Genomic DNA, 18,732 nt, shown 5'->3' with positions numbered 1-18,732 from the left:
AGACAGGACCGTGCCCGATGTTAACCGGCTGACACCTGAGGGGCCAGCCAGTCAGCGCAGCTTAGGCAGCTACGACGACCACGCGTACGGTGGCTTCAACGTCGCTGTGCAGGTGCACGGCTACGTCGTATTCGCCAACCTGACGGATGGTGCCGTTCGGCAGACGAACTTCAGCTTTGGCCACTTCAACGCCGGAGGCGGTCAGGGCGTCAGCGATGTCGTGGGTGCCGATCGAACCGAACAGCTTGCCTTCGTCGCCAGCGGTGGCAGTGATGGTCACTTCCAGCTCGGCCAGTTGGGCAGCGCGGCTTTCAGCCGACGATTTACGGTCTGCAGCTGCTTTTTCCAGCTCGGCGCGACGCTCTTCGAACGCAGCCAGGTTGGCGGCGTTGGCAACGGTAGCCTTGCCGAATGGCAGCAGGAAGTTACGGCCGTAACCAGCCTTAACTTTTACTTTATCGCCCAGGTTGCCCAGGTTGGCGACTTTTTCCAGCAGGATCAGTTCCATTTGGTAAAACCTCTTAACTTTTAACCTTCACCGTTCGCGGAGTCATTCCCTTTGGGGGACTTGCGACCGCGAAAATCAATCAGGCTGTCGACAATGGCCAGGACCACCAGCAACGGGTAAATCAGCTGCATGATCAGCGGCAGCGTCACGTACATCCCTACCAGCCAGAAACCGGCCAGTCGGCCCTGCGCCACGAGCCCATGCATCAAAGCGATGCCGGCCAGCACCAGTACCAGGCTCGAAGCCGATGCCAGGATGATGAACTGCGGCCCGATGAACGGGGCCACCACCATCACTGCCACCAGGGCCACCATGGTCTGTTTCGGCAGCTTCAGGGCACGAAACTCGTGACCGAAGCCTCCAGGGTTGTACAACGCTGCCTGCCAATAGCGCGCTAGCACCAAGGCCAGCACGCAGAACAACTGCACTGTCACCGCTGTGGAAGTGACCAGCAATGGGCGGATCACTTCACCGGAGAGCACCGGCTGCCCTTCTACTTGCGGCATGGCTTCGGCAAACGCCTTGGCCAGCGCATCGAAGTTAGGGGCCAGCGCCAGATCGAGCACGAGGCTGAACGCCACGGCGAACACGGCACTGACCACCAACACCCGACTCCAGGGATGCTCGGCCCGCAACAGGCCGGCAAGTGCCAGGGCGCCCGCGATCACCATGAAGGTGATCGGATCGCCCATGACCCAAACGGCCAACCCTGCCAGCAAGCCGCCAGCGATGACCGTTGAAGCATCCTTGAACCCGCGCCGCAGCAGCACAAGGCTGCCGGCAGCGGCACTCAACCAGAACAGCAGCGGCAATACCGCGCTGATGACCACCACGAGGGTGGCCTGCACACGACCGCGCATGATGAAACTTGCTAACGCTCGCATGCTAATCCCTTACTGCTTGTCGACGACCCGGTCTCAGCGGCCGTGGCTGTCGGTGTAGGGCAGCAGGGCCAGGAAGCGGGCGCGCTTGATAGCGGTAGCCAGCTGACGCTGATAACGAGCTTTGGTACCGGTGATACGGCTTGGAACGATCTTGCCGGTTTCGGATACGTAAGCTTTCAGGGTGTTGAGATCTTTGAAGTCGATCTCTTTCACGTCTTCAGCAGTGAAGCGGCAGAATTTACGACGACGGAAGAAACGTGCCATTTAATAGGCTCCTCTAAAGGTCCGTGGATTACTCGTCAGCGTTATCGCTGGAGTCGCTGTCATTGCTGTCGTCGCCTTCGGCGGACTCGGCATGCTCAGGACGCTCACGACGCTCACGGCGCTCGCTGCGGTTTTCTTCAGCCTTCAGCATCTCGGACTGACCGGTAACGGCTTCGTCGCGACGGATGACAAGGTTACGGATAACGGCATCGTTGTAGCGGAAGTTGTCTTCCAGCTCGGCCAGGGCCTTGCCAGTGCACTCAACGTTCAGCATCACGTAGTGAGCCTTGTGAACATTGTTGATTGCGTAGGCCAGTTGACGACGGCCCCAATCTTCCAGGCGGTGGATCTTGCCACCATCTTCTTCGATCAGCTTGGTGTAACGCTCAACCATGCCGCCGACTTGCTCGCTCTGGTCCGGGTGAACCAGGAAGATGATTTCGTAATGACGCATGAATGCTCCTTACGGGTTAGTAGTCTGCCAGCGAATCTGGTCAGACAAGGAGTGAATGACACTGGTGTGTCTTGCCAGGGAGTAGAGGCACATGCGCACCTGCCAGCTCGGCAAGGGGCGCAATTGTAGAGAAGGCCAGACAGACAAGCAAGGCAATTGGCGATTATTTGAACAACCGGAAACACTTCGACGCGGCGCCTGTCGCTCCACGGGTGCAGCTGCCTGCATAGGATCAGTTCACGTGGTCAGGTCAGGCTGACGCCGCGCCGGCCACAAGACCGGCACGGCCCTGGGCTCAACCCTTGGCCTGACGCTGGCGCACGGCCTCGAACAGGCATACGCCAGTGGCCACGGACACGTTCAGGCTGCTGACGCTGCCGCTCATCGGCAGCTTCACCAGAAAATCGCAGTGCTCGCGGGTCAGCCGGCGCATGCCCTTGCCTTCGGCGCCCATGATCATCACCAGCGGGCCGGTCAGGTCCTGCTGGTAGATTTCCTGCTCGGCTTCGCCAGCGGTGCCGACCACCCATAGGCCCCGCTGCTGCAACTTCTCAAGCGTACGCGCAAGATTGGTCACGGCCACCAGCGGGATCACCTCGGCTGCGCCGCATGCGACCTTGCGCACTACAGGCGTAAGGGTCGCTGACTTGTCCTTGGGCACGATCACAGCCGTGGCCCCCGCCGCATCGGCGGTGCGCAGGCAGGCACCTAGGTTGTGCGGGTCGGTCACCCCGTCCAGCACCAGGATCAGCGGCGGCGTTTCAGTGCGTTCGAGCAACTCCTCGAGCATAAGCTCGCCCCAGACCTGGCTGGGGCTCACCTCGGCCACCACACCCTGGTGCACGCCCTCGACCCAGGCGTCCATCTCACGGCGTTCGGCTTGACCCACGGCCACACGGTTCTCGGCGGCCAAGGCCAGCAGCGCTTGCAGGCGCGGCTCGCTGCGACCCTCTGACAGCCAGATCTGCTTGACTCGCTTGGGATGGTGCTGCAACAGCGCCTGTACCGCGTGAACGCCGTAGATCTTTTCCAACTGACTCATGAATTGCTCTTGCTCTTGCGTGAGGCGCCGGATTTCGACGGCCCTTTACGGTGCTTGGTAGGCTTGCCGGACGTCTTGCTGCCCTTGTCCGACTTGCTGCTGCCGTGGCCGGTAGTGCGGGCCTCGGTCATCAGCGCCTTTTTCATTTCGCGGCTCTTGCGCACCTCGGCGTTGCGCTGCACGGCGTCCTTGGGGAAGTACGCCTCGGAGGCTTCGCTCTTGCGGCTGCGCGGCTTGGGCGTGGCCTTGGCCTTCACTTGCTCCGGAGCTTGCTCGGTCGGGGCAGCCGCAGCCGTTGCACCACGCTGCTTGCGACCGATCGGAGCGGCCAAAGTGGCGTCGGCCACCTCGAAGTCGATCTTGCGCTCGTCCAGGTCCACGCGCATGACCTTGACCTCGATCGTGTCACCCAGCCGGAAGCTGCGGCCGGTGCGTTCGCCCGACAGGCGATGATGCACAGGGTCGAAGTGGTAATAGTCGCCCGGCAGCGCACTGACGTGCACCAGACCCTCGACGTAGATGTCGGTCAGCTCGACGAACAGGCCGAAACCGGTCACCGCAGTGATCACACCCGGGAACGTCTCGCCCACGCGGTCTTTCATGTACTCGCACTTGAGCCAGTTGACCACGTCACGGGTGGCTTCGTCAGCCCGACGTTCGGTCATCGAACACTGCTCGCCCAGTTGCTCGAGGGTGTTCTCGTCGTACGGGTAGATGCGCGCCTTGGGAATGCTCATGGCACCGGCACGCTTGACGTGCGGGGTATCGACCTTGGAGCGGATCACGCTGCGGATGGCGCGGTGCACCAGCAGGTCAGGGTAACGGCGGATCGGCGAGGTGAAGTGGGTGTACGCCTCGTAGTTCAAGCCAAAGTGGCCGTTGTTGTCGGTGCTGTACACCGCCTGGCTGAGCGAGCGCAGCATCACGGTCTGGATCAGATGGAAGTCCGGGCGGGCAGCGATGCTCGCCAGCAGCGCCTGGTAGTCCTTGGGCGACGGATCCTTGCCCTTGTGCAGGGACAGCCCCAGCTCGCCCAGGAACGCGCGCAGCTTTTCCAGGCGCTCCGGTGGTGGGCCGTCGTGCACGCGGTACAGGGCCGGCACGTTATGTTTTTGCAAGAACTCTGCCGTGGCCACGTTGGCGGCCAGCATGCATTCCTCGATCAGCTTGTGCGCATCGTTGCGCACGGTCGGGCGAATTTCCGCGATTTTGCGGTCTTCGCCGAAGACGATGCGAGTTTCCTGGGTCTCGAAGTCAATGGCACCGCGGGTGTGACGGGCCTCGAGCAGGACTTTGTACAGGTTGTAGAGGTTCTTCAGGTCCGGGACGACTTCCTTGTATTCCTCGCGCAGCGCCTTGCCTTCACGGGTGCGTGAATGCTCGAGCATGCTGCTGACCTTGTTGTAGGTCAGGCGGGCGTGGGAGTGGATGACCCCTTCATAGAACTGGTAGTCGACCATTTGCCCGGCCTTGTTCATGGTCATTTCACAGACCATGGCCAGGCGATCGACATGCGGGTTCAACGAGCACAGGCCGTTGGACAGTTCCTCGGGCAGCATGGGCACCACGCGCTCGGGGAAGTACACCGAGTTGCCGCGCTGCTGGGCTTCCACATCCAGCGCCGAGCCCAGGCGAACGTAGCTCGACACGTCGGCGATGGCCACATAAAGGCGCCAGCCACCGGAGAACATCCGCAGCTTGCCCAGCGGTTCGCAGTAAACGGCATCGTCGAAGTCGCGCGCGTCCTCGCCGTCGATGGTCACGAAAGGCAGGTGGCGCAGGTCGACGCGCTTTTCCTTGTCCTTGTCTTCGACTTCGGAGCGGAACTTGCGGGCCTCCTTGATCACATCCTTGGGCCAAACGTGTGGGATATCGTAGCTGCGCAAGGCAACGTCGATTTCCATGCCCGGCGCCATGTAGTTGCCGACCACTTCCACCACATCGCCTTGTGGCTGGAACCGCGCCGTCGGCCAATGGGTGATCTTGATCTCGACGAACTGGCCGATCTTCGCGCCACCGTTACGCCCGGCCGTGACCAGCACTTCCTGCTGGATCTTCGGGTTGTCGGGGGTCACGTAACCGATGCCGCCCTCCTCGAAGTAGCGGCCGACTACGCTTTCATGGGCGCGGGAGACAACCTCTACCAGTACGCCTTCGCGGCGACCACGGCGGTCGACGCCAGATACGCGAGCCAGGGCGCGGTCGCCATCGAATACCAGGCGCATCTGCGACGGGCTCAGGAACAGGTCTTCGCTACCGTCGTCGGGAATGAGGAAGCCAAAGCCGTCGCGGTGGCCGGAGACGCGACCGCAGATGAGGTCCAGCTTGTCCACCGGGGCATAGGTGCCGCGCCGGGTGTAGATAAGCTGGCCGTCGCGCTCCATGGCCCGCAGGCGGCGACGCAGTGCTTCGATCTGGTCTTCTTCGTGCAGACCGAACTCTGCCGCCAGCTCCTCGCGCGCGGCCGGTTCGCCACGGTCGGCAAGGCGCTGCAGGATCAGCTCACGGCTGGGAATGGGGTTGTCGTATTTTTCCGCTTCGCGAGCGGCCTCGGGATCGAGGGATTGCCAATCGGCCATCAGAAGGGGTTCACCTTGGGGTATATAGATAGGAATTTTGGCATAGGCGTATTGAAACCGGAAATGTCAGCCTTGGACAGCCCCCTGAGGAGCGCTCGGCAATCGGCAATAGGCCCATGAAATCAACAAGTTGAATTTTTTGAGATTTTTTTTGATCGAGGGCTTTACAGCCCTTGGGAGCATCCGTATAGTGCGCACCACGACGACGGACAACCCCGAAGTTGTAGTAGAGATGAGCGGCGCTGTAAAGCATCTTTTATCTCGAATGTGTGCCCAGGTGGCGGAATTGGTAGACGCGCTGGTTTCAGGTATCAGTGGCTTAACGGCCGTGGAAGTTCGAGTCTTCTCCTGGGCACCATAATTTTCAAGTAATAGATGACCAAGGATCTGTTACTACTGTGTGAAGCGAACAATAGTCGCCTTCATCAGATGATGTAAAGCTTTGCCCAGGTGGCGGAATTGGTAGACGCGCTGGTTTCAGGTATCAGTGACTTAACGGTCGTGGAAGTTCGAGTCTTCTCCTGGGCACCATACAAAAACCCACTAGCTTGCTAGTGGGTTTTTTCTTGCCTGAAATTCAGCACTTGGCCGCGCCCTTCCGTGCGTTCGGCCTTCTGCAAGACGGCGCGCAAGGCTCACCCCCCCGCCCCTTCCGATGCGTGCATAACCCCACGTAACCCGCTCAATGAATTTATCGTCACCTCGCCACATGAGAAACGATTTCGTTTACCATTGTTTCCGAATATGTAGCCGTAAGCGAGGAAGTACCCGCATGACGATCCGCCCGCAACCGCTGATGCGCACCCTGGCCGCCGCCGTATTGAGCCTGGTCATCGGCGCTCCGGCCGCCATGGCAGACGCGCCGGTCACCTTGACCATGTACAACGGTCAGCACAAGGAAATCGGCGAGGCCATCGCCAAGGCTTATGAAGCCAAGACCGGCATCCATATCAATATTCGCAAGGGCAGCAGCAACCAGCTGGCCAGCCAGATCATCGAAGAAGGCGAGCGCTCGCCGGCCGACATCATCTATACCGAAGAGTCGCCACCCCTGAACAACCTGGGTGAATTGGGCCTACTGGCAAAGATCGATGATGCCACGCTCAACATGCTGCCCAAGGAATATGTCGCCGCCAACGGCACCTGGATGGGCGTGACCGCGCGGACCCGGGTGGTGGTGTACAACCCCAAGAAAATCGACGAGAAGGACCTGCCGACTACGGTGATGGACTTCGCCAACCCTGAATGGGACAGGCGTGTTGGCTTCGTGCCCACCAGCGGGGCTTTCCAGGAGCAGGCGGTAGCCATCCTGAAGATGCATGGTCGCGAGGCAACGGAAGAATGGTTGACCGGCCTGAAGGCATTCGGCAAGACCTACACCAACAACATGGTCGCCCTCAAGGCCGTGGAGAAAGGTGAAGTGGACGCGGTGCTGGTCAACAACTACTACTGGTACGCCTTGGAGCGCGAGCGTGGCAAACTCGATTCCAAGCTGTACTACCTGGCCGACGGCGATGCCGGCAACCTGGTGACCATTTCGGGTGCCGCGGCCGTGAAGGCCAGCAAGCACCCCAAGGAAGCCCAGGCCCTGCTCAACTGGATGGCCAGCGAAGAAGGCCAGCGCGTCATCACCCAGACGACAGCCGAGTACCCGCTGCACAAGGGCATGGTCTCCGACCGGGGCCTGAAGCCGTTTGAAGACCTGCGCCCGCCCAAGATCTCGCCTGCCGACCTGGGCAATGCCGAGGAAGCCATCGAACTGGAACGTGAGGTCGGTCTGCTCTAATGACTGCCGCCCTGACCCAGCCGGTGCCGGTACGTTTCGTACCGCGCCGCAAGCGCCCCTCGATCTGGGTGGTGCTGCCCGTGCTTTTCCTGGTGGCGATGAGCGTGCTGCCATTGCTCTACGTGGCCATCAAAGCCTGGGAAGCCGGCTGGCGAGAGGCGCTGTATCTGTTGTGGCGCCCCTATGTATGGGGGCTGATGCGCAATACCTTGTTGTTGATGGTCGGGGTAACCCTGACTTGCATGGTGGTCGGCCTGGCGCTGGCCTGGTTGCTCGAACGCAGCGACCTGCCCGGTCGCAGGCTGTGGGGGGTGGTGTTGTGCCTGCCCTTTGCCGTGCCGTCGTTCGTCAGCAGCTTCACCTGGGTCTCGCTGAGCGCTGACTTCGAGGGCCTGGGCGGCGCCATTTTGGTGATGGCCCTGTCCAAGTACCCGCTGATCTTCCTGCCAGTGGCCGCCACCTTGCGCAACCTGGACACCTCACTCGAGGAGTCGGCGCGGACCCTGGGCTGTAGCCGCTGGAGCGTGTACCGGAAAGTCACCCTGCCCCTGCTGTGGCCATCGATGCTCGGAGGCGCCTTGTTGATTGCCCTGCACATGCTCGTGGAATTCGGTGCGCTGTCGATTCTAGGCCTGCAGACATTCACCACCGCCATCTACCAACAGTTCGAGCTGGAGTTCAGCAACGCCAACGCGGCCATGCTCTCTGCCGTACTGCTAGCCATGTGCCTGGTCATGCTCTGGCTGGAGCTGCGGGTACGCGGCAAGGCCCGGCATGTGCGCATCGGCCAGGGCGTGGCACGCCGCGCTCAGCCTATAAAGCTGCGTGGCTGGGCAATACCTGCTCAGTTGTTCTGCCTGGGCTTGGCAGTATTGGGCAGCGGTATTCCATTGGCCATGCTCGGTTACTGGCTCAGTGTGGGTTCCTCCGCAGCGTTCCCCATTGCGGATATTTCCAGTGCCCTGTTCACTTCGCTGTCCGTGTCGCTGGGCGGCGCCGGCTTCTGCGTCGTGCTAGCTCTGCCGATCAGCTTCCTGGTGGTGCGCTACAAGGGGCGCCTGGCCATTTGGGCAGAACGCTTGCCGTACCTGCTGCATGCCCTGCCCGGCCTGGTCATTGCCCTGACGCTGGTGTTCTTCGCGCTGCACTACGTGCCGGTGCTGTACCAGACCACGGCGTTACTGCTTCTGGCCTATGCACTGCTGTTCCTGCCTCTGGCCCAGTCGCCTGTGCGCACGGCCTTGAACAAGGCCTCCCCTACGCTGGAAGAAGCGGCCCGCACCCTGGGTGCAAGCAGCTTTGCCGCGTTCTGCAAAGTGACCCTGCCGATCATCTTCCCGGCGATGGCAGCGGCCTTCGCCTTGGTGTTTCTGGACGCCATGAAGGAATTGACGGCAACGTTGCTGCTCAGCCCGACCGGCATGACGACCCTTGCCACCGAGGTCTGGGCACACACGGCCAATGTGGAGTTCGCAGCCGCGGCCCCGTATGCGGCGTTGTTGATTGTGGTGTCGGGGTTGCCGGTGTACCTGCTGACCACGCGGATGTATCTGAACCGGGCGTGATGGATACGCCGTGGATACTTTGCTGACGCGTACATCGAGCGCCGCCCGCGTGGCGCCTTGCGGGGCAAATCGTATTGCAGCACCGCCCACTTTGTTTCGGACCAATTACTCCTGTGGGGGAGGCACGAGCCTCTTTTTGCGCCCGCCTTAAGATCCAGGGGAAGAACAATGGGACGTGCGCGATAGAGCAGGTACGATTGACCCCTTACAAAGCGGACTTGCCCAGCGGCGCCGGACCACGGAGTTCCTGAGTTTTTTATGCAGATTGGCAGCAACACGCCCGCCGAACTGCGATCGCCCACAGCTCAACCCACGGAAGCGCCTCGATCAAGACTTGGCTGCAAAAGTATCCGTGCGTCAGACTGCATTTCTCGCAGACCAGTGCTTCCTGATTAAAGGCGATGGAAAGTTGGTTTTCACACCTGGGTAGCCACACGCTTTATCGAGACGGGTTGACCTTTGCTAGTGATCTAAAGCTCGGTACCCGCCAGTTCATTACTGTTCACGAAGAGCATTCAGCACAATCGCTTAAGGAAACAGCTACCGCTGCGATCACCACCAACTAGGACATACGAAACACTGAATGCGACAAGAGCAACCTACAATGGCGCGCCCAGTAATCTGGCCGATCACCTGGTGGACGCCTCTACTAGGAACGAATTAGCATTTTATGATAGATCTTGAAGAATCTATAAATTAGATACATCATCAAAAAAAAAGTACAAGCAGTCAGGGCGATGAAAACTGATCGTAAGCTTTGTGCGTAGATATTAAGAAGAACCCACGTTAACGATAAACCCACTCCATTGAGGCAGCAAATCGTAGCAAAGGTAGGGACCCAGGAATCACCCAGGCTCCGCAATGTCATCCGGAGTATGACGTACACAAACTCAAAAACCAGAAATAGCGCTGAAAATCTTATACTTTCGCTAGCTAACTTCACCACTGCTGGATCCGACGTGTACAGTCCAGCCACATAACCAGGCAGGGCCATGCATATAACTAAACATGGAACCATCAGGAGCCCGCCAAACTTAGCCCCCTCCAACAGCGTTTCTTTTGCCGCTGAAATTTTTATTTCTGGTGCTGCACCCGCAACGAGTATAGCAATAGAATTTCCAACTCCGATCGATATCATATAAATCAGACTCAGGAAATGCAAAGAAATTTGATAAGCGGACAATTCCAAGCTGCCTATCCTGCCTGAAATTAATGATAATGCGAAATATAAGAAACTCTCTCCAGCAAAGCACAATGCTAGAGGCAATCCATTCACTATGAACCGTATAATTTTCGCTTGTCGAAAACATAACCAAAAAGAACTGGCGTTCACATGCTTTTCCACAAGTGCGAAATATAGCAGCATTGCAAGAAGCAGCACCCAACGAAGTGAAACATATGTTAATGCAAAAAAAACAAATGACAATGGCAAGTTAGCAGTGACATAAACCAAACCAATAACGACACATGCCACATTAGACACCCAGACAAACTTAAGTTCATACCCACAATGACCAGTCGCATTTAAATAGTTGAATGTGACAATCTGGCAGTAAATTGCAGGAAGTGATAGAGATATGATCCAAAGTCCAAGTTTTTGAGACCGTAATAGCTCACTCGCGCCATACTGTACGATCAAAACTGCTAGAACGCCCCCAGAAACCAAAAAACCCGCGGTCAAAGCCACCCTAAAGCTCGTTGCCAGCAACATATTAGCTGGACCTCTACCAACTACTTTGAGCCCTGCAGCATCGATCATAAGTGTAGAGAATAGACCAATACCAACTACTGTAGCGAATGAAATAAAGGCCCACGCGAAAGAGGCCTGACCTAAGGATTCAGGCAAAAAGTGCCCCACGAATGTCAAGAACAGAAATGAAGAAGTCATATCTCCCAGTCTAGATATTATAAGGGGCCCGGCCAGCCTGGCGACTCCCATCATGACTGGATCTCATTTATTATGTCTATATAGGCTATCTTCTCCCAATCTGAGACTTGTTCAAACCCAAGAGAACGCAGAAAGCTCGCAAAAATACGCCCAAATAAAAAATGCAAAGATAGATTCCTTGCATCAAATACAGCGAATTTTGAAAGATTTATTGGCCGCCCACTATTGACGACATTTATTGTCTTGCCGTCCCACCTAAGTGCTTCGCGCCCTCCTAGCTCGAATAAATCTTTGATTGATTTTTCAAACTCGTCATCATAAGAAGTGACCACAGATATATAAGAGTTATTCTTAAGCGCAGACAGGACCACTGGTGTAACACCATGCCGACCTGACATCGAAAAGCAGTAATCGAATCTGCTGACCTCCTGACTAAGCTGCGAAGGTGTTAGGGTTGGAAAGCCTTCGGCCATCGCCATAAATGATCGAGCCTTGTCCGATTCAACAACAACTAGATTCTTAACCCCCCTTGAACGCAAGCCGAAGCATAGCGACCGTCCGATTCGCCCATAGCCGATGACCAATGTGGACTTATATGACGACCAGTCAGGTATAAATGATCGCAAATGTCCGAGAATGATACTAGCAACCATGACATTTTCTGCCATTTTATAGGAATCGTATGCGACAGATTTGAAACTCGCAGACGTTGCAAAATAAGCAGTGTTCTCATATTTCACATGCCCATTAGCTGTGTCTTCCATAACTAAGCGAAGGCGATCACCTAACAACTCTGAAATTTCATCAACATATGGAGCAAAATACCCACCAATGTCAAAAAAAATAACCGGAAAATCTGATTCGGATAGAATTGCTTTGATTTCACCAATAGTTCTATCAAAGTCAGACCTTTCCCGAGCTTGCAATATCCGTGTTGGATTAGCGACATGGCAAAGAAGCGAGGTATTTAACGAAGCTTTCTTAGGAATTAGATAAACATTTTCAAAAATAGATACCCAGTGATTACAAATACTCAAATTAACAGCGGTAGACAGGTGTGCACAACAAAATATAACGCACTTTTTTAAATCCTCACTACTTGCAATATCATACGAGGCCAATACTTGACGATAAAATAGTTCAGCGATTTGATGCGCACTCAAGTATGTTAATCGATTGGTGAGTGGCGCATATTGTAAAAAACTTTTTACTTTATTCATTTTGACACCTGCTTCACTCACAGAAATGTTCTAAGTTCTCAAACACCATATCAACAAGACAGCAGTATACCCTTGAGAGAATCAGCAGCGGAAGATCCTGAGTACACTCCTTCTTGATGGTCGTATTTGATGGACATCCAACGAACAAATCATTTATTGTTGATAGTAACGCCTCGATCCTTACGCCCAAGTCCTCTCGATGTAGGCGATCGTTGGCTTTCAGAAAAGCCAACCCACTCGTAGACTCACCGGGCAGCTCCAGGGATATTGCCAAGTCTATTTCCATCGAATTTTTGGCATCTTCAAGCTTTATTTTCTGACATGTATCTAAGATCCTTGCCGTTACATATAAAACACCTAATAAAGCTCCTGCCTGTACCTCCGCATTAAGTCCTCGCCTGAGTAGAGTTGACAACTCTGCTATCAAGCCGATTAGATCAGCATCAGAATCTATTCTTTTATCCCCCAATACAATCGTCCACTCACGGCTGGCGGTTATACGCCTGACGGATGGTATAAAATTAAGCTCCTTCATATACGTAGTAAAACTATTATTCATATCATCACTATCTTTTGGGTCGGAGTGTCCATATAGACAACTTTGTTAATGAGTGATAGCGGGTCATGAGATGCACTTTCTATGAAAATTGCTGGGATTTTATTGTTTCTAGCAAATGCAGCCCTCAGAAAAAAATCCCCTCGTGACTTTCCGAAAAAAATGAAACCTTCAGGAAATGATGAGCTATCGAATAAAAAATCCGAATCAGCTACACACATACAAATGCTTCCGTCGCTCCATCCACTTCTACCTTCAATCACCACCCCAACGGATGTACCTGGAACCTCGCAGGCACCACTTTCAATCTCGAAAACTTCCATTTCTGTAGAGAACTTCTCACACTCATTAAGAATGCAAGCTTGCTCATCAATATCAACTATACATACGGTTTTACCACCAGCCGTCGCAAACTTACCTTCATTAGCTTCAAGTTGGGCGACGAGTGTATTTTTGATTTTAGGCGTAATAGCTTTAGCAATTAGAAGCAACTCAGGGCCAAGCCAGCGGTGCTTTGTAGCAAGCCCACCAGAAAAAATAAAGTGACTGGCACTTCCAAGTACTGAAATGCTCCTGAACAGTTCAACGCCGTTTGCCATGAGATAAGCATTTTTGGCGTGAACATATTCTGGCCGACTTAAAAGATCCTCGACGGTCGTTGTGCTGTCTGCCGACACCCCAGCCAAACCATAAATTCCGCTTGTTAGGCTATACATGCTCGGTAATGCGGTTGGTTTTAGTCCGTATTTTAAAAAACGCAATGCAATACCAGTGGGCTGGGTGCCTGAGCGATTATGCATAATCGGTCCATCACATGCAGCAAATTGCATTGTGTTAAAAACAATTTTACCGTTCGATATAGCCGTAAAGCTGACGCCTGAGCCTATCTGACATACAACACCATCAAAAGCGTCGATCTGAAAACGCTTGGTCATAATCTCCAGACATGCCTTCACTGCAAGTCCATGGAAACCATGAGCATAGAGTCCATAACGCCGAATCGTGGAATTGTCGAAAGGAATTCGATCCACATCATGAAGAGACAGGTCCTCAGTAATCTGATCACGAACCATTAGTTGCTCTGCGCTTGGGAATGCCTGTTGAGTTTCACGCAGCACGGCCAAACAAAGTTCGTTATGCCTCGAGCTTAGGTAGTCATGGAACTTCATTCTGAGAACATTCTTTTCAGTGAATCTTTCAACGCCTTTGCCGAACCCAGCAAACTTCACACGATGACCAACCGCCTGTGGTGCTGGCCATTTTATCTCTCGTAGGACCGAAACCCCTAGATTTAGGATAACTGAGGCCGCCTTTGCCAAGTCATTACCGATTGTTACGTGATAGGCTCGGTCAGTACGGTTGGCTAGACCGTAATACTTAACCTTCAACAACTGTCGCTCAAGCCCTATAAAATTTATATTTACATCAACACGGTTGCCTCCATAGAAAATGGACGTCTTGACTGAAGAGCTTCCGACATTAACTGCCATTTTGCAATTATCTCGACAAACCATGTTATCCATTCAATCTAACTCCACTCTTTCAAAAGAACAGTTAATGCCGGAGTGTCCTCTGCAGCAAAGAACTTTTTCCTGAAATAGTATTCACACGTAGAAATTTTGTGCTCTGTTTGCTTTCTCCTGTTAAATTCATAGTTCAATGCAGCAAGTGACTTTTCACATGATGGGTAAACTGGGTTTTGGGATAATAGCCCCTGAATGGCAATAAAAACCTTATCCATGTAGTCTAACGCATCCAAGATGTATTTCCTGCACTCGTTCTCAGTAACCGCCCCGCGCCTAGAAAGCTCAAAGAAGCTATATTTAATCTCGTCATAGCCATGGATTCGGAATACATTTGAATAGACCCACTTGTGATGCTTATTAGTGATCCCTGTCAAGTACGAGAAACTCATAGTAGTCTTGAGCATCATTTCACGAGTAATTTCGCATCCCATCCACAAATTACCCGACTCCCAACAGCCTTGTACATCCTGGAATGCATAGAATACGGGTAGCTTTTCACGGTGGGCTACGTACATATGCTTGTCGCGAGGGATTGATTTCTTTAAGGCCTCAAATTTTTCCTCCTCAACTAATGCAAAACCCGTCAGAGAGCGGTGAATAACGTTATTTTCTCGCTCAAGCAGCACTGGTGAATACAAGAAACGCTGATCGGACTGAATATCGTTGAACGCACGCTCAATTTTTGAAACTATGTTTGTGACCTCAAGAAACGTAATGTAATCAGTGTCAATATGTAATCCGCTTTCACCATAAAAATCGGTTGTGTTATGAACCTCCTCATTTTCTGTAAGATAATGGTAATTTATGTCCGTAACGAGTGCGTGCTCACACGACTTAAGATCGTCTGCTTTTGGTCTCTCATTACAAAACACAATGCAGTCTATATCAGAATGTATCGTTCCAACTCCTTCAATAAGTGACCCAGAAACTATGAGAATACTGTCCTTTTCAAGGCGCACTCGTTCGCGTAGGTAGCGCTTGGGTATTACCACCTCCCCATTAAGTATAGATATTTCACTGGGACCTATATCTGACCTCTTCAGTTCGATAAGCGTTTCGCGCATATTGACCTCTATATTCTATACCTGCGGCGCGCAGGCATTAATTTCGGATGCAGGCTGAACGCGCCAAGTACGCTTCATACTATAGCTCTTAGCAAAATCAGCCACCTCATCTCTCACTGAAAAGTTGCTCTTTGAAACAGAGCTACCTCCTATTATAGAATTTGCAATAACTATCAGAGACTAGCCTTAGCGCTTCATAGAAGAAGTCCTAATACATTGCCGCTATAGGATTTCTCTCTGCTAGTGCCAGTAGATTTCAATCGTACCAGTGTCCGATGAGTTTCGATTGGATTCTTCGAATTACGTAACGAGCCTAGTATCCAGTTTCTAGCACTGCAATTGATTCCGGCAAAAAACGGCTAGTTTGGGAAGTTTCCTACAACTTCGAATCTAGAAAATTATTTCATCGCACAAAAAATTCCGCTGCCCACGCTCGGCTCCTGGATGAGCGTCGACTCCTCAGCAGCGTTCCTGTGCCGGCCATTTCGATGGCGCTGTTCACATCGCTGTCACTGTCACTGGCTGGCGCAGGCTTCTGCATGCCGCTGGTCTGGCGATCTGGACCCAGCGCCTGCCTTAACTGCTGCATGTTTCCATGCGTTGGTGAGACCTTGTTCCGTGCGATGCGTACCGGCGGCTGGGCTTGTATCAGGAACAGCAGGCCATAACCCCGCACGCGTTCCGCTGGATAACCATACCGATCATCTTTCCGACCGTGGTAGCGGCCGTTGCGCTGGTGCTCCTGGATAGGATGAAGATGCTGACTACCACCCTGGGACTAAGCCCCAAGGGCATGCACACATTAGCTACCGAGGTCCATACGGCCAACCTGGAGTCCGTGGCAGTGGCGCCTCACGCGGCACTGCTTATCGTCGTGTCAGTGTTGCCGGTGTACCTGCTGACAACGCGGCTGTATTTGAACAAGGCTTGATCCGCCTCGCCTCATCGCCGGCAAGCCATCTCCCACAGGTATCGCGCTGCCTTCATGCCCGTGCAGTACCTGCGGGAGCAGGCTTACCGGCGATCCAGCCATCAGATGTTGCGTAACATGCGACGGACAACTGCCCCATGGGCATTACCGACGGGCAGCATATAGAGACGGCCAAAACGATTGAAGCACTGCACCGAGGTGGTCACATTCACGCGTTGCCGCCTCTGCCCTGCTTCATCCAGATCTATGCTCACCATCACCGCCAGATGCGTGTCGCGCGAGGTCAGGGCCAGTTGCTGGTCGCTGATTCCCTCGACGGTGAAGAAATCCAGTAGCTCACCCACTGCCGTAACCCGCTCGGGGCTGCGCGATGAAAACCCGTGGATAGTGGCAACGTTGAACCGACATGAGACAAAATCGCGTAGGCGAAAGGCCACGGCTAGCCAGCCCGGAACGTCCGAAGCCATGGCGCAGTAAGCCTGGAAGGCTGTCATTGGTGCGGTGACGCACACGCCATCGCTATGAAGAAAATCCAGTACAGCCGCAGCGGCGACCAGTTGGGCGGACATGAACAACTTCCTTTGCCACGTGTCGTCGCCATCATAGCAAGACTCTACAATGCAGAATCGGCCTTGCGCAGCCCATCGCGACACGAAGCCGTTCCCGCACAGAACGCATTAGCCGATCAAGCCCGGAACTGGCCTAGACTCGCCCGAAGCTGCGCCGCCAGATCGTCCAGTACCTTGCTGCTTGCCGTGGTCTGCATCACCACTTCGGCTGAACGCTCGGCCTGGGTATGTATGTTCTGCACCCTGCCGCGCACCGCTTGCGCGCCGTTGGCTTGCTGTTCGGCGGCGCGGGTGGCCAGGCCTATCGCCGCATGCACCTGCTCGACGGCAGCCTGTACCGACTGCTGGCGACGCTCGTTGTCACGCAGCACCAGCAGCCCTTCGCTGGCCTTTGCACCCGCCTGGCTGATCGTCGCTACCGCCTCCTTGGCCCCTGCCTGCAGCGCGGCAATGTGCGCCTGAATGTCACCGGTGGAGCGTTGCGTCTTGCTCGCCAACGCCCTGACTTCATCGGCCACCACGGCAAAGCCACGCCCCGTCTCGCCGGCACGGGCGGCTTCGATGGCAGCGTTGAGGGCCAGCAGGTTGGTCTGCTCGGCAATGCCATGGATCACTGTCAGCACCACCTCGATCTGCTCGCTTTGCTTGGCCAGGCGCTCGATGACCTGGGAGCCTGTATCCACCTGCCCAGCCAGGTTTTCGATCAGCGCGGCCAGTTGCGTCGAGGTTCGACTGTTTTCGTCGGTGGCCTGGCGGATGTCCACCACTTGCTGCAAGGCGGCCTGCATGGCGTAGCTCTCGGCCTGGGCTTCTTCAGCCATGCTCGACAGGTCGCTCAGGCTGGCCGCCACTTCATCACGTTGCAACGCAGCGGCGGCATCGGCGCCGGCGTTGCGCTGGGCCATGGCGCCGATTTCCACGCCGGTGCGCTGGGCCACGTCACCGGCTTCGCGCACGATAGGTTGCAGCTTGTCGACGAAGCGGTTGACTGCAGAGGCCATGTCGCCAATCTCGTCGCGGCTGTCCAGCCGTACCCGCTTGGTCAGGTCGCCTTCGCCCGCCGCCAGGTCATCGAGCGCCGCGATCAACAGGCGCAACTTGCTCACTACACGCCGGCCCAGCACCACAGCCACCACCAACAGCACGCCCAACCCTACCAGCACCAGGCCCAGGCCGATGCGCCAACGCAATTCAGCCGCCGCATCGCGCACGGTTTGCGCTGTATTGTTCTGCATGGCCGCGGCGCTGCCTTGCGCAGCCTCAAGGCGTTCACGCAGGGTCTTGCCACTGTCGGCAGCCGCCCCTACCAGGCTGTCGCCAACCAGCTGCTCGCTGCTGGTGATCAAGGCTGCGAAACGCTGATCCAGCGCGGCCAGTTGCTGATCGATACCGGCGGTTGACACGCCCAGCAGAACCTTGCCGATTTCCGCCCCGTTTGGGTTGATCGACGCTTCGACCATGTACACGGCAGGATCACGGCGAGCGGCCTCGATCACCTTGTCCAGCGCTCGCTCCCCTTGGCCCTTCTCGAGCAATGCCTGGTTGATCGGGTTCTGTCGGTTCAGGTAGCGGGTCAGGTGCTGGCCTTCTGCATCGTCATAAATCACGAACAGAACGTTGGGATTGCGCTGCGCCCGTCGGGCGAAATCCGATAGCACCGGCACATCCTTGTCCCAGATGGCGCGCGGCGCCACCGAGGCCAGCAACTCTGCCATGTCGTTGGCGGACTCCTTCAGCGTGCCTTCGAGGGTCTCGCGCAGTTGCTGCTGCTCGGCCTGCAGGCGTGTCGAGAGACCTGCACTCAAGCGTTGGCGCGTGCTGGCAGACAGGCCATCGAGGCCTGCGCGCACCTCCTGGCCGGCTTGCTCCAGATCGGTCGTGAGTTGCTGGCTGTCA

Annotated in this window: 15 protein-coding genes, 2 tRNA genes and 2 pseudogenes; 5 read left to right on the top strand and 14 right to left on the bottom strand. The window is 55.3% G+C overall.

Annotated elements, in window-relative coordinates; translation table 11 throughout:
* Positions 1-61: 61 nt before the first annotated feature.
* From rplI to rnr, 6 genes are all read right to left on the bottom strand, one after another.
* Positions 62-508 (bottom strand): 50S ribosomal protein L9, encoded by a 447-nt coding sequence (rplI, locus tag CWR53_RS02280; RefSeq protein ID WP_012316464.1) that lies wholly within the window; start codon positions 506-508, stop codon positions 62-64.
* Between the two features lie 20 nt (positions 509-528).
* Positions 529-1,392, bottom strand: coding sequence for a hypothetical protein (locus CWR53_RS02275; protein ID WP_100850697.1), 864 nt, complete (start codon positions 1,390-1,392; stop codon positions 529-531).
* A gap of 33 nt (positions 1,393-1,425) precedes the next feature.
* Positions 1,426-1,656 (bottom strand): 30S ribosomal protein S18, encoded by a 231-nt coding sequence (gene rpsR, locus CWR53_RS02270; RefSeq protein ID WP_003249563.1) that lies wholly within the window; start codon positions 1,654-1,656, stop codon positions 1,426-1,428.
* A 28-nt stretch (positions 1,657-1,684) separates the two neighbouring features.
* The gene (gene rpsF / locus CWR53_RS02265; RefSeq protein ID WP_021783885.1) at positions 1,685-2,110 is read right to left on the bottom strand and encodes a 30S ribosomal protein S6; all 426 of its coding nucleotides are present in this window, start codon (positions 2,108-2,110) and stop codon (positions 1,685-1,687) included.
* Positions 2,111-2,405: 295 nt separating this feature from the next.
* Positions 2,406-3,152, bottom strand: coding sequence for a 23S rRNA (guanosine(2251)-2'-O)-methyltransferase RlmB (gene rlmB, locus CWR53_RS02260; protein ID WP_023532995.1), 747 nt, complete (start codon positions 3,150-3,152; stop codon positions 2,406-2,408).
* Positions 3,149-5,731 carry a ribonuclease R gene (rnr, locus tag CWR53_RS02255; protein ID WP_058605823.1) on the bottom strand — a complete coding sequence of 861 codons (2,583 nt, stop codon included), beginning with the start codon at positions 5,729-5,731 and terminating at the stop codon, positions 3,149-3,151. Before rnr ends, rlmB begins: the two co-directional genes overlap by 4 nt.
* A gap of 271 nt (positions 5,732-6,002) precedes the next feature.
* On the opposite strand from rnr, the gene CWR53_RS02250 reads away from it, so the two are divergent.
* The 4 genes from CWR53_RS02250 to CWR53_RS02235 all read left to right on the top strand — a co-directional run bounded on the left by CWR53_RS02250 (position 6,003) and on the right by CWR53_RS02235 (position 9,082).
* Positions 6,003-6,089, top strand: a tRNA-Leu gene (locus CWR53_RS02250).
* Between the two features lie 86 nt (positions 6,090-6,175).
* Positions 6,176-6,262, top strand: a tRNA-Leu gene (locus CWR53_RS02245).
* A 241-nt stretch (positions 6,263-6,503) separates the two neighbouring features.
* Complete coding sequence (locus CWR53_RS02240; protein ID WP_058637993.1) at positions 6,504-7,517, top strand: extracellular solute-binding protein; 1,014 nt, start codon at positions 6,504-6,506, stop codon at positions 7,515-7,517.
* Positions 7,517-9,082 (top strand): iron ABC transporter permease, encoded by a 1,566-nt coding sequence (locus CWR53_RS02235; RefSeq protein ID WP_100850696.1) that lies wholly within the window; start codon positions 7,517-7,519, stop codon positions 9,080-9,082. Before CWR53_RS02240 ends, CWR53_RS02235 begins: the two co-directional genes overlap by 1 nt.
* Positions 9,083-9,731: 649 nt before the next feature.
* On the opposite strand, the gene CWR53_RS02230 is transcribed toward CWR53_RS02235, so the two are convergent.
* Genes CWR53_RS02230 through CWR53_RS02210 form a run of 5 tightly spaced genes read right to left on the bottom strand, consistent with a single transcriptional unit; the run spans position 9,732 to position 15,336 of the window.
* On the bottom strand, positions 9,732-11,024 hold the full coding sequence (locus CWR53_RS02230; RefSeq protein ID WP_100850695.1) for an MATE family efflux transporter: 1,293 nt from the start codon (positions 11,022-11,024) through the stop codon (positions 9,732-9,734).
* A complete protein-coding gene (locus CWR53_RS02225) occupies positions 11,021-12,190 on the bottom strand; it encodes a hypothetical protein (RefSeq protein WP_138031800.1) in 1,170 nt (389 codons plus the stop codon). The genes CWR53_RS02230 and CWR53_RS02225 overlap by 4 nt, the downstream gene beginning before the upstream one ends.
* A gap of 13 nt (positions 12,191-12,203) precedes the next feature.
* Positions 12,204-12,749, bottom strand: coding sequence for a hypothetical protein (locus tag CWR53_RS02220; RefSeq protein ID WP_100850694.1), 546 nt, complete (start codon positions 12,747-12,749; stop codon positions 12,204-12,206).
* Entirely contained in the window at positions 12,746-14,269 is a 1,524-nt protein-coding gene (locus CWR53_RS02215) for an acetate/propionate family kinase (protein ID WP_100850693.1), read from the bottom strand. Before CWR53_RS02215 ends, CWR53_RS02220 begins: the two co-directional genes overlap by 4 nt.
* A gap of 5 nt (positions 14,270-14,274) precedes the next feature.
* The gene (locus CWR53_RS02210; RefSeq protein WP_100850692.1) at positions 14,275-15,336 is read right to left on the bottom strand and encodes a hypothetical protein; all 1,062 of its coding nucleotides are present in this window, start codon (positions 15,334-15,336) and stop codon (positions 14,275-14,277) included.
* Between the two features lie 438 nt (positions 15,337-15,774).
* Between CWR53_RS02210 and CWR53_RS23100 the strand changes: the two are divergent.
* Positions 15,775-16,267, top strand: a pseudogene (locus tag CWR53_RS23100) (iron ABC transporter permease); the annotation flags it as partial.
* A 101-nt stretch (positions 16,268-16,368) separates the two neighbouring features.
* Here CWR53_RS23100 and CWR53_RS02200 read toward each other — a convergent pair.
* From CWR53_RS02200 to CWR53_RS23395, 3 genes and pseudogenes are all read right to left on the bottom strand, one after another.
* Complete coding sequence (locus CWR53_RS02200) at positions 16,369-16,836, bottom strand: DUF2867 domain-containing protein (protein WP_100850691.1); 468 nt, start codon at positions 16,834-16,836, stop codon at positions 16,369-16,371.
* 116 nt (positions 16,837-16,952) lie between these two features.
* Positions 16,953-17,657 carry a methyl-accepting chemotaxis protein gene (locus tag CWR53_RS23400; protein ID WP_375335479.1) on the bottom strand — a complete coding sequence of 235 codons (705 nt, stop codon included), beginning with the start codon at positions 17,655-17,657 and terminating at the stop codon, positions 16,953-16,955.
* A 201-nt stretch (positions 17,658-17,858) separates the two neighbouring features.
* Positions 17,859-18,071: pseudogene (locus CWR53_RS23395) on the bottom strand (methyl-accepting chemotaxis protein); the annotation flags it as partial.
* Between the last annotated feature and the right edge of the window lie 661 nt (positions 18,072-18,732).

This window comes from Pseudomonas sp. SGAir0191, assembly GCF_002812565.2.
Lineage (GTDB): Bacteria > Pseudomonadota > Gammaproteobacteria > Pseudomonadales > Pseudomonadaceae > Aquipseudomonas > Aquipseudomonas parafulva_B.
This window is presented reverse-complemented; position numbering and strand designations above follow the sequence as displayed.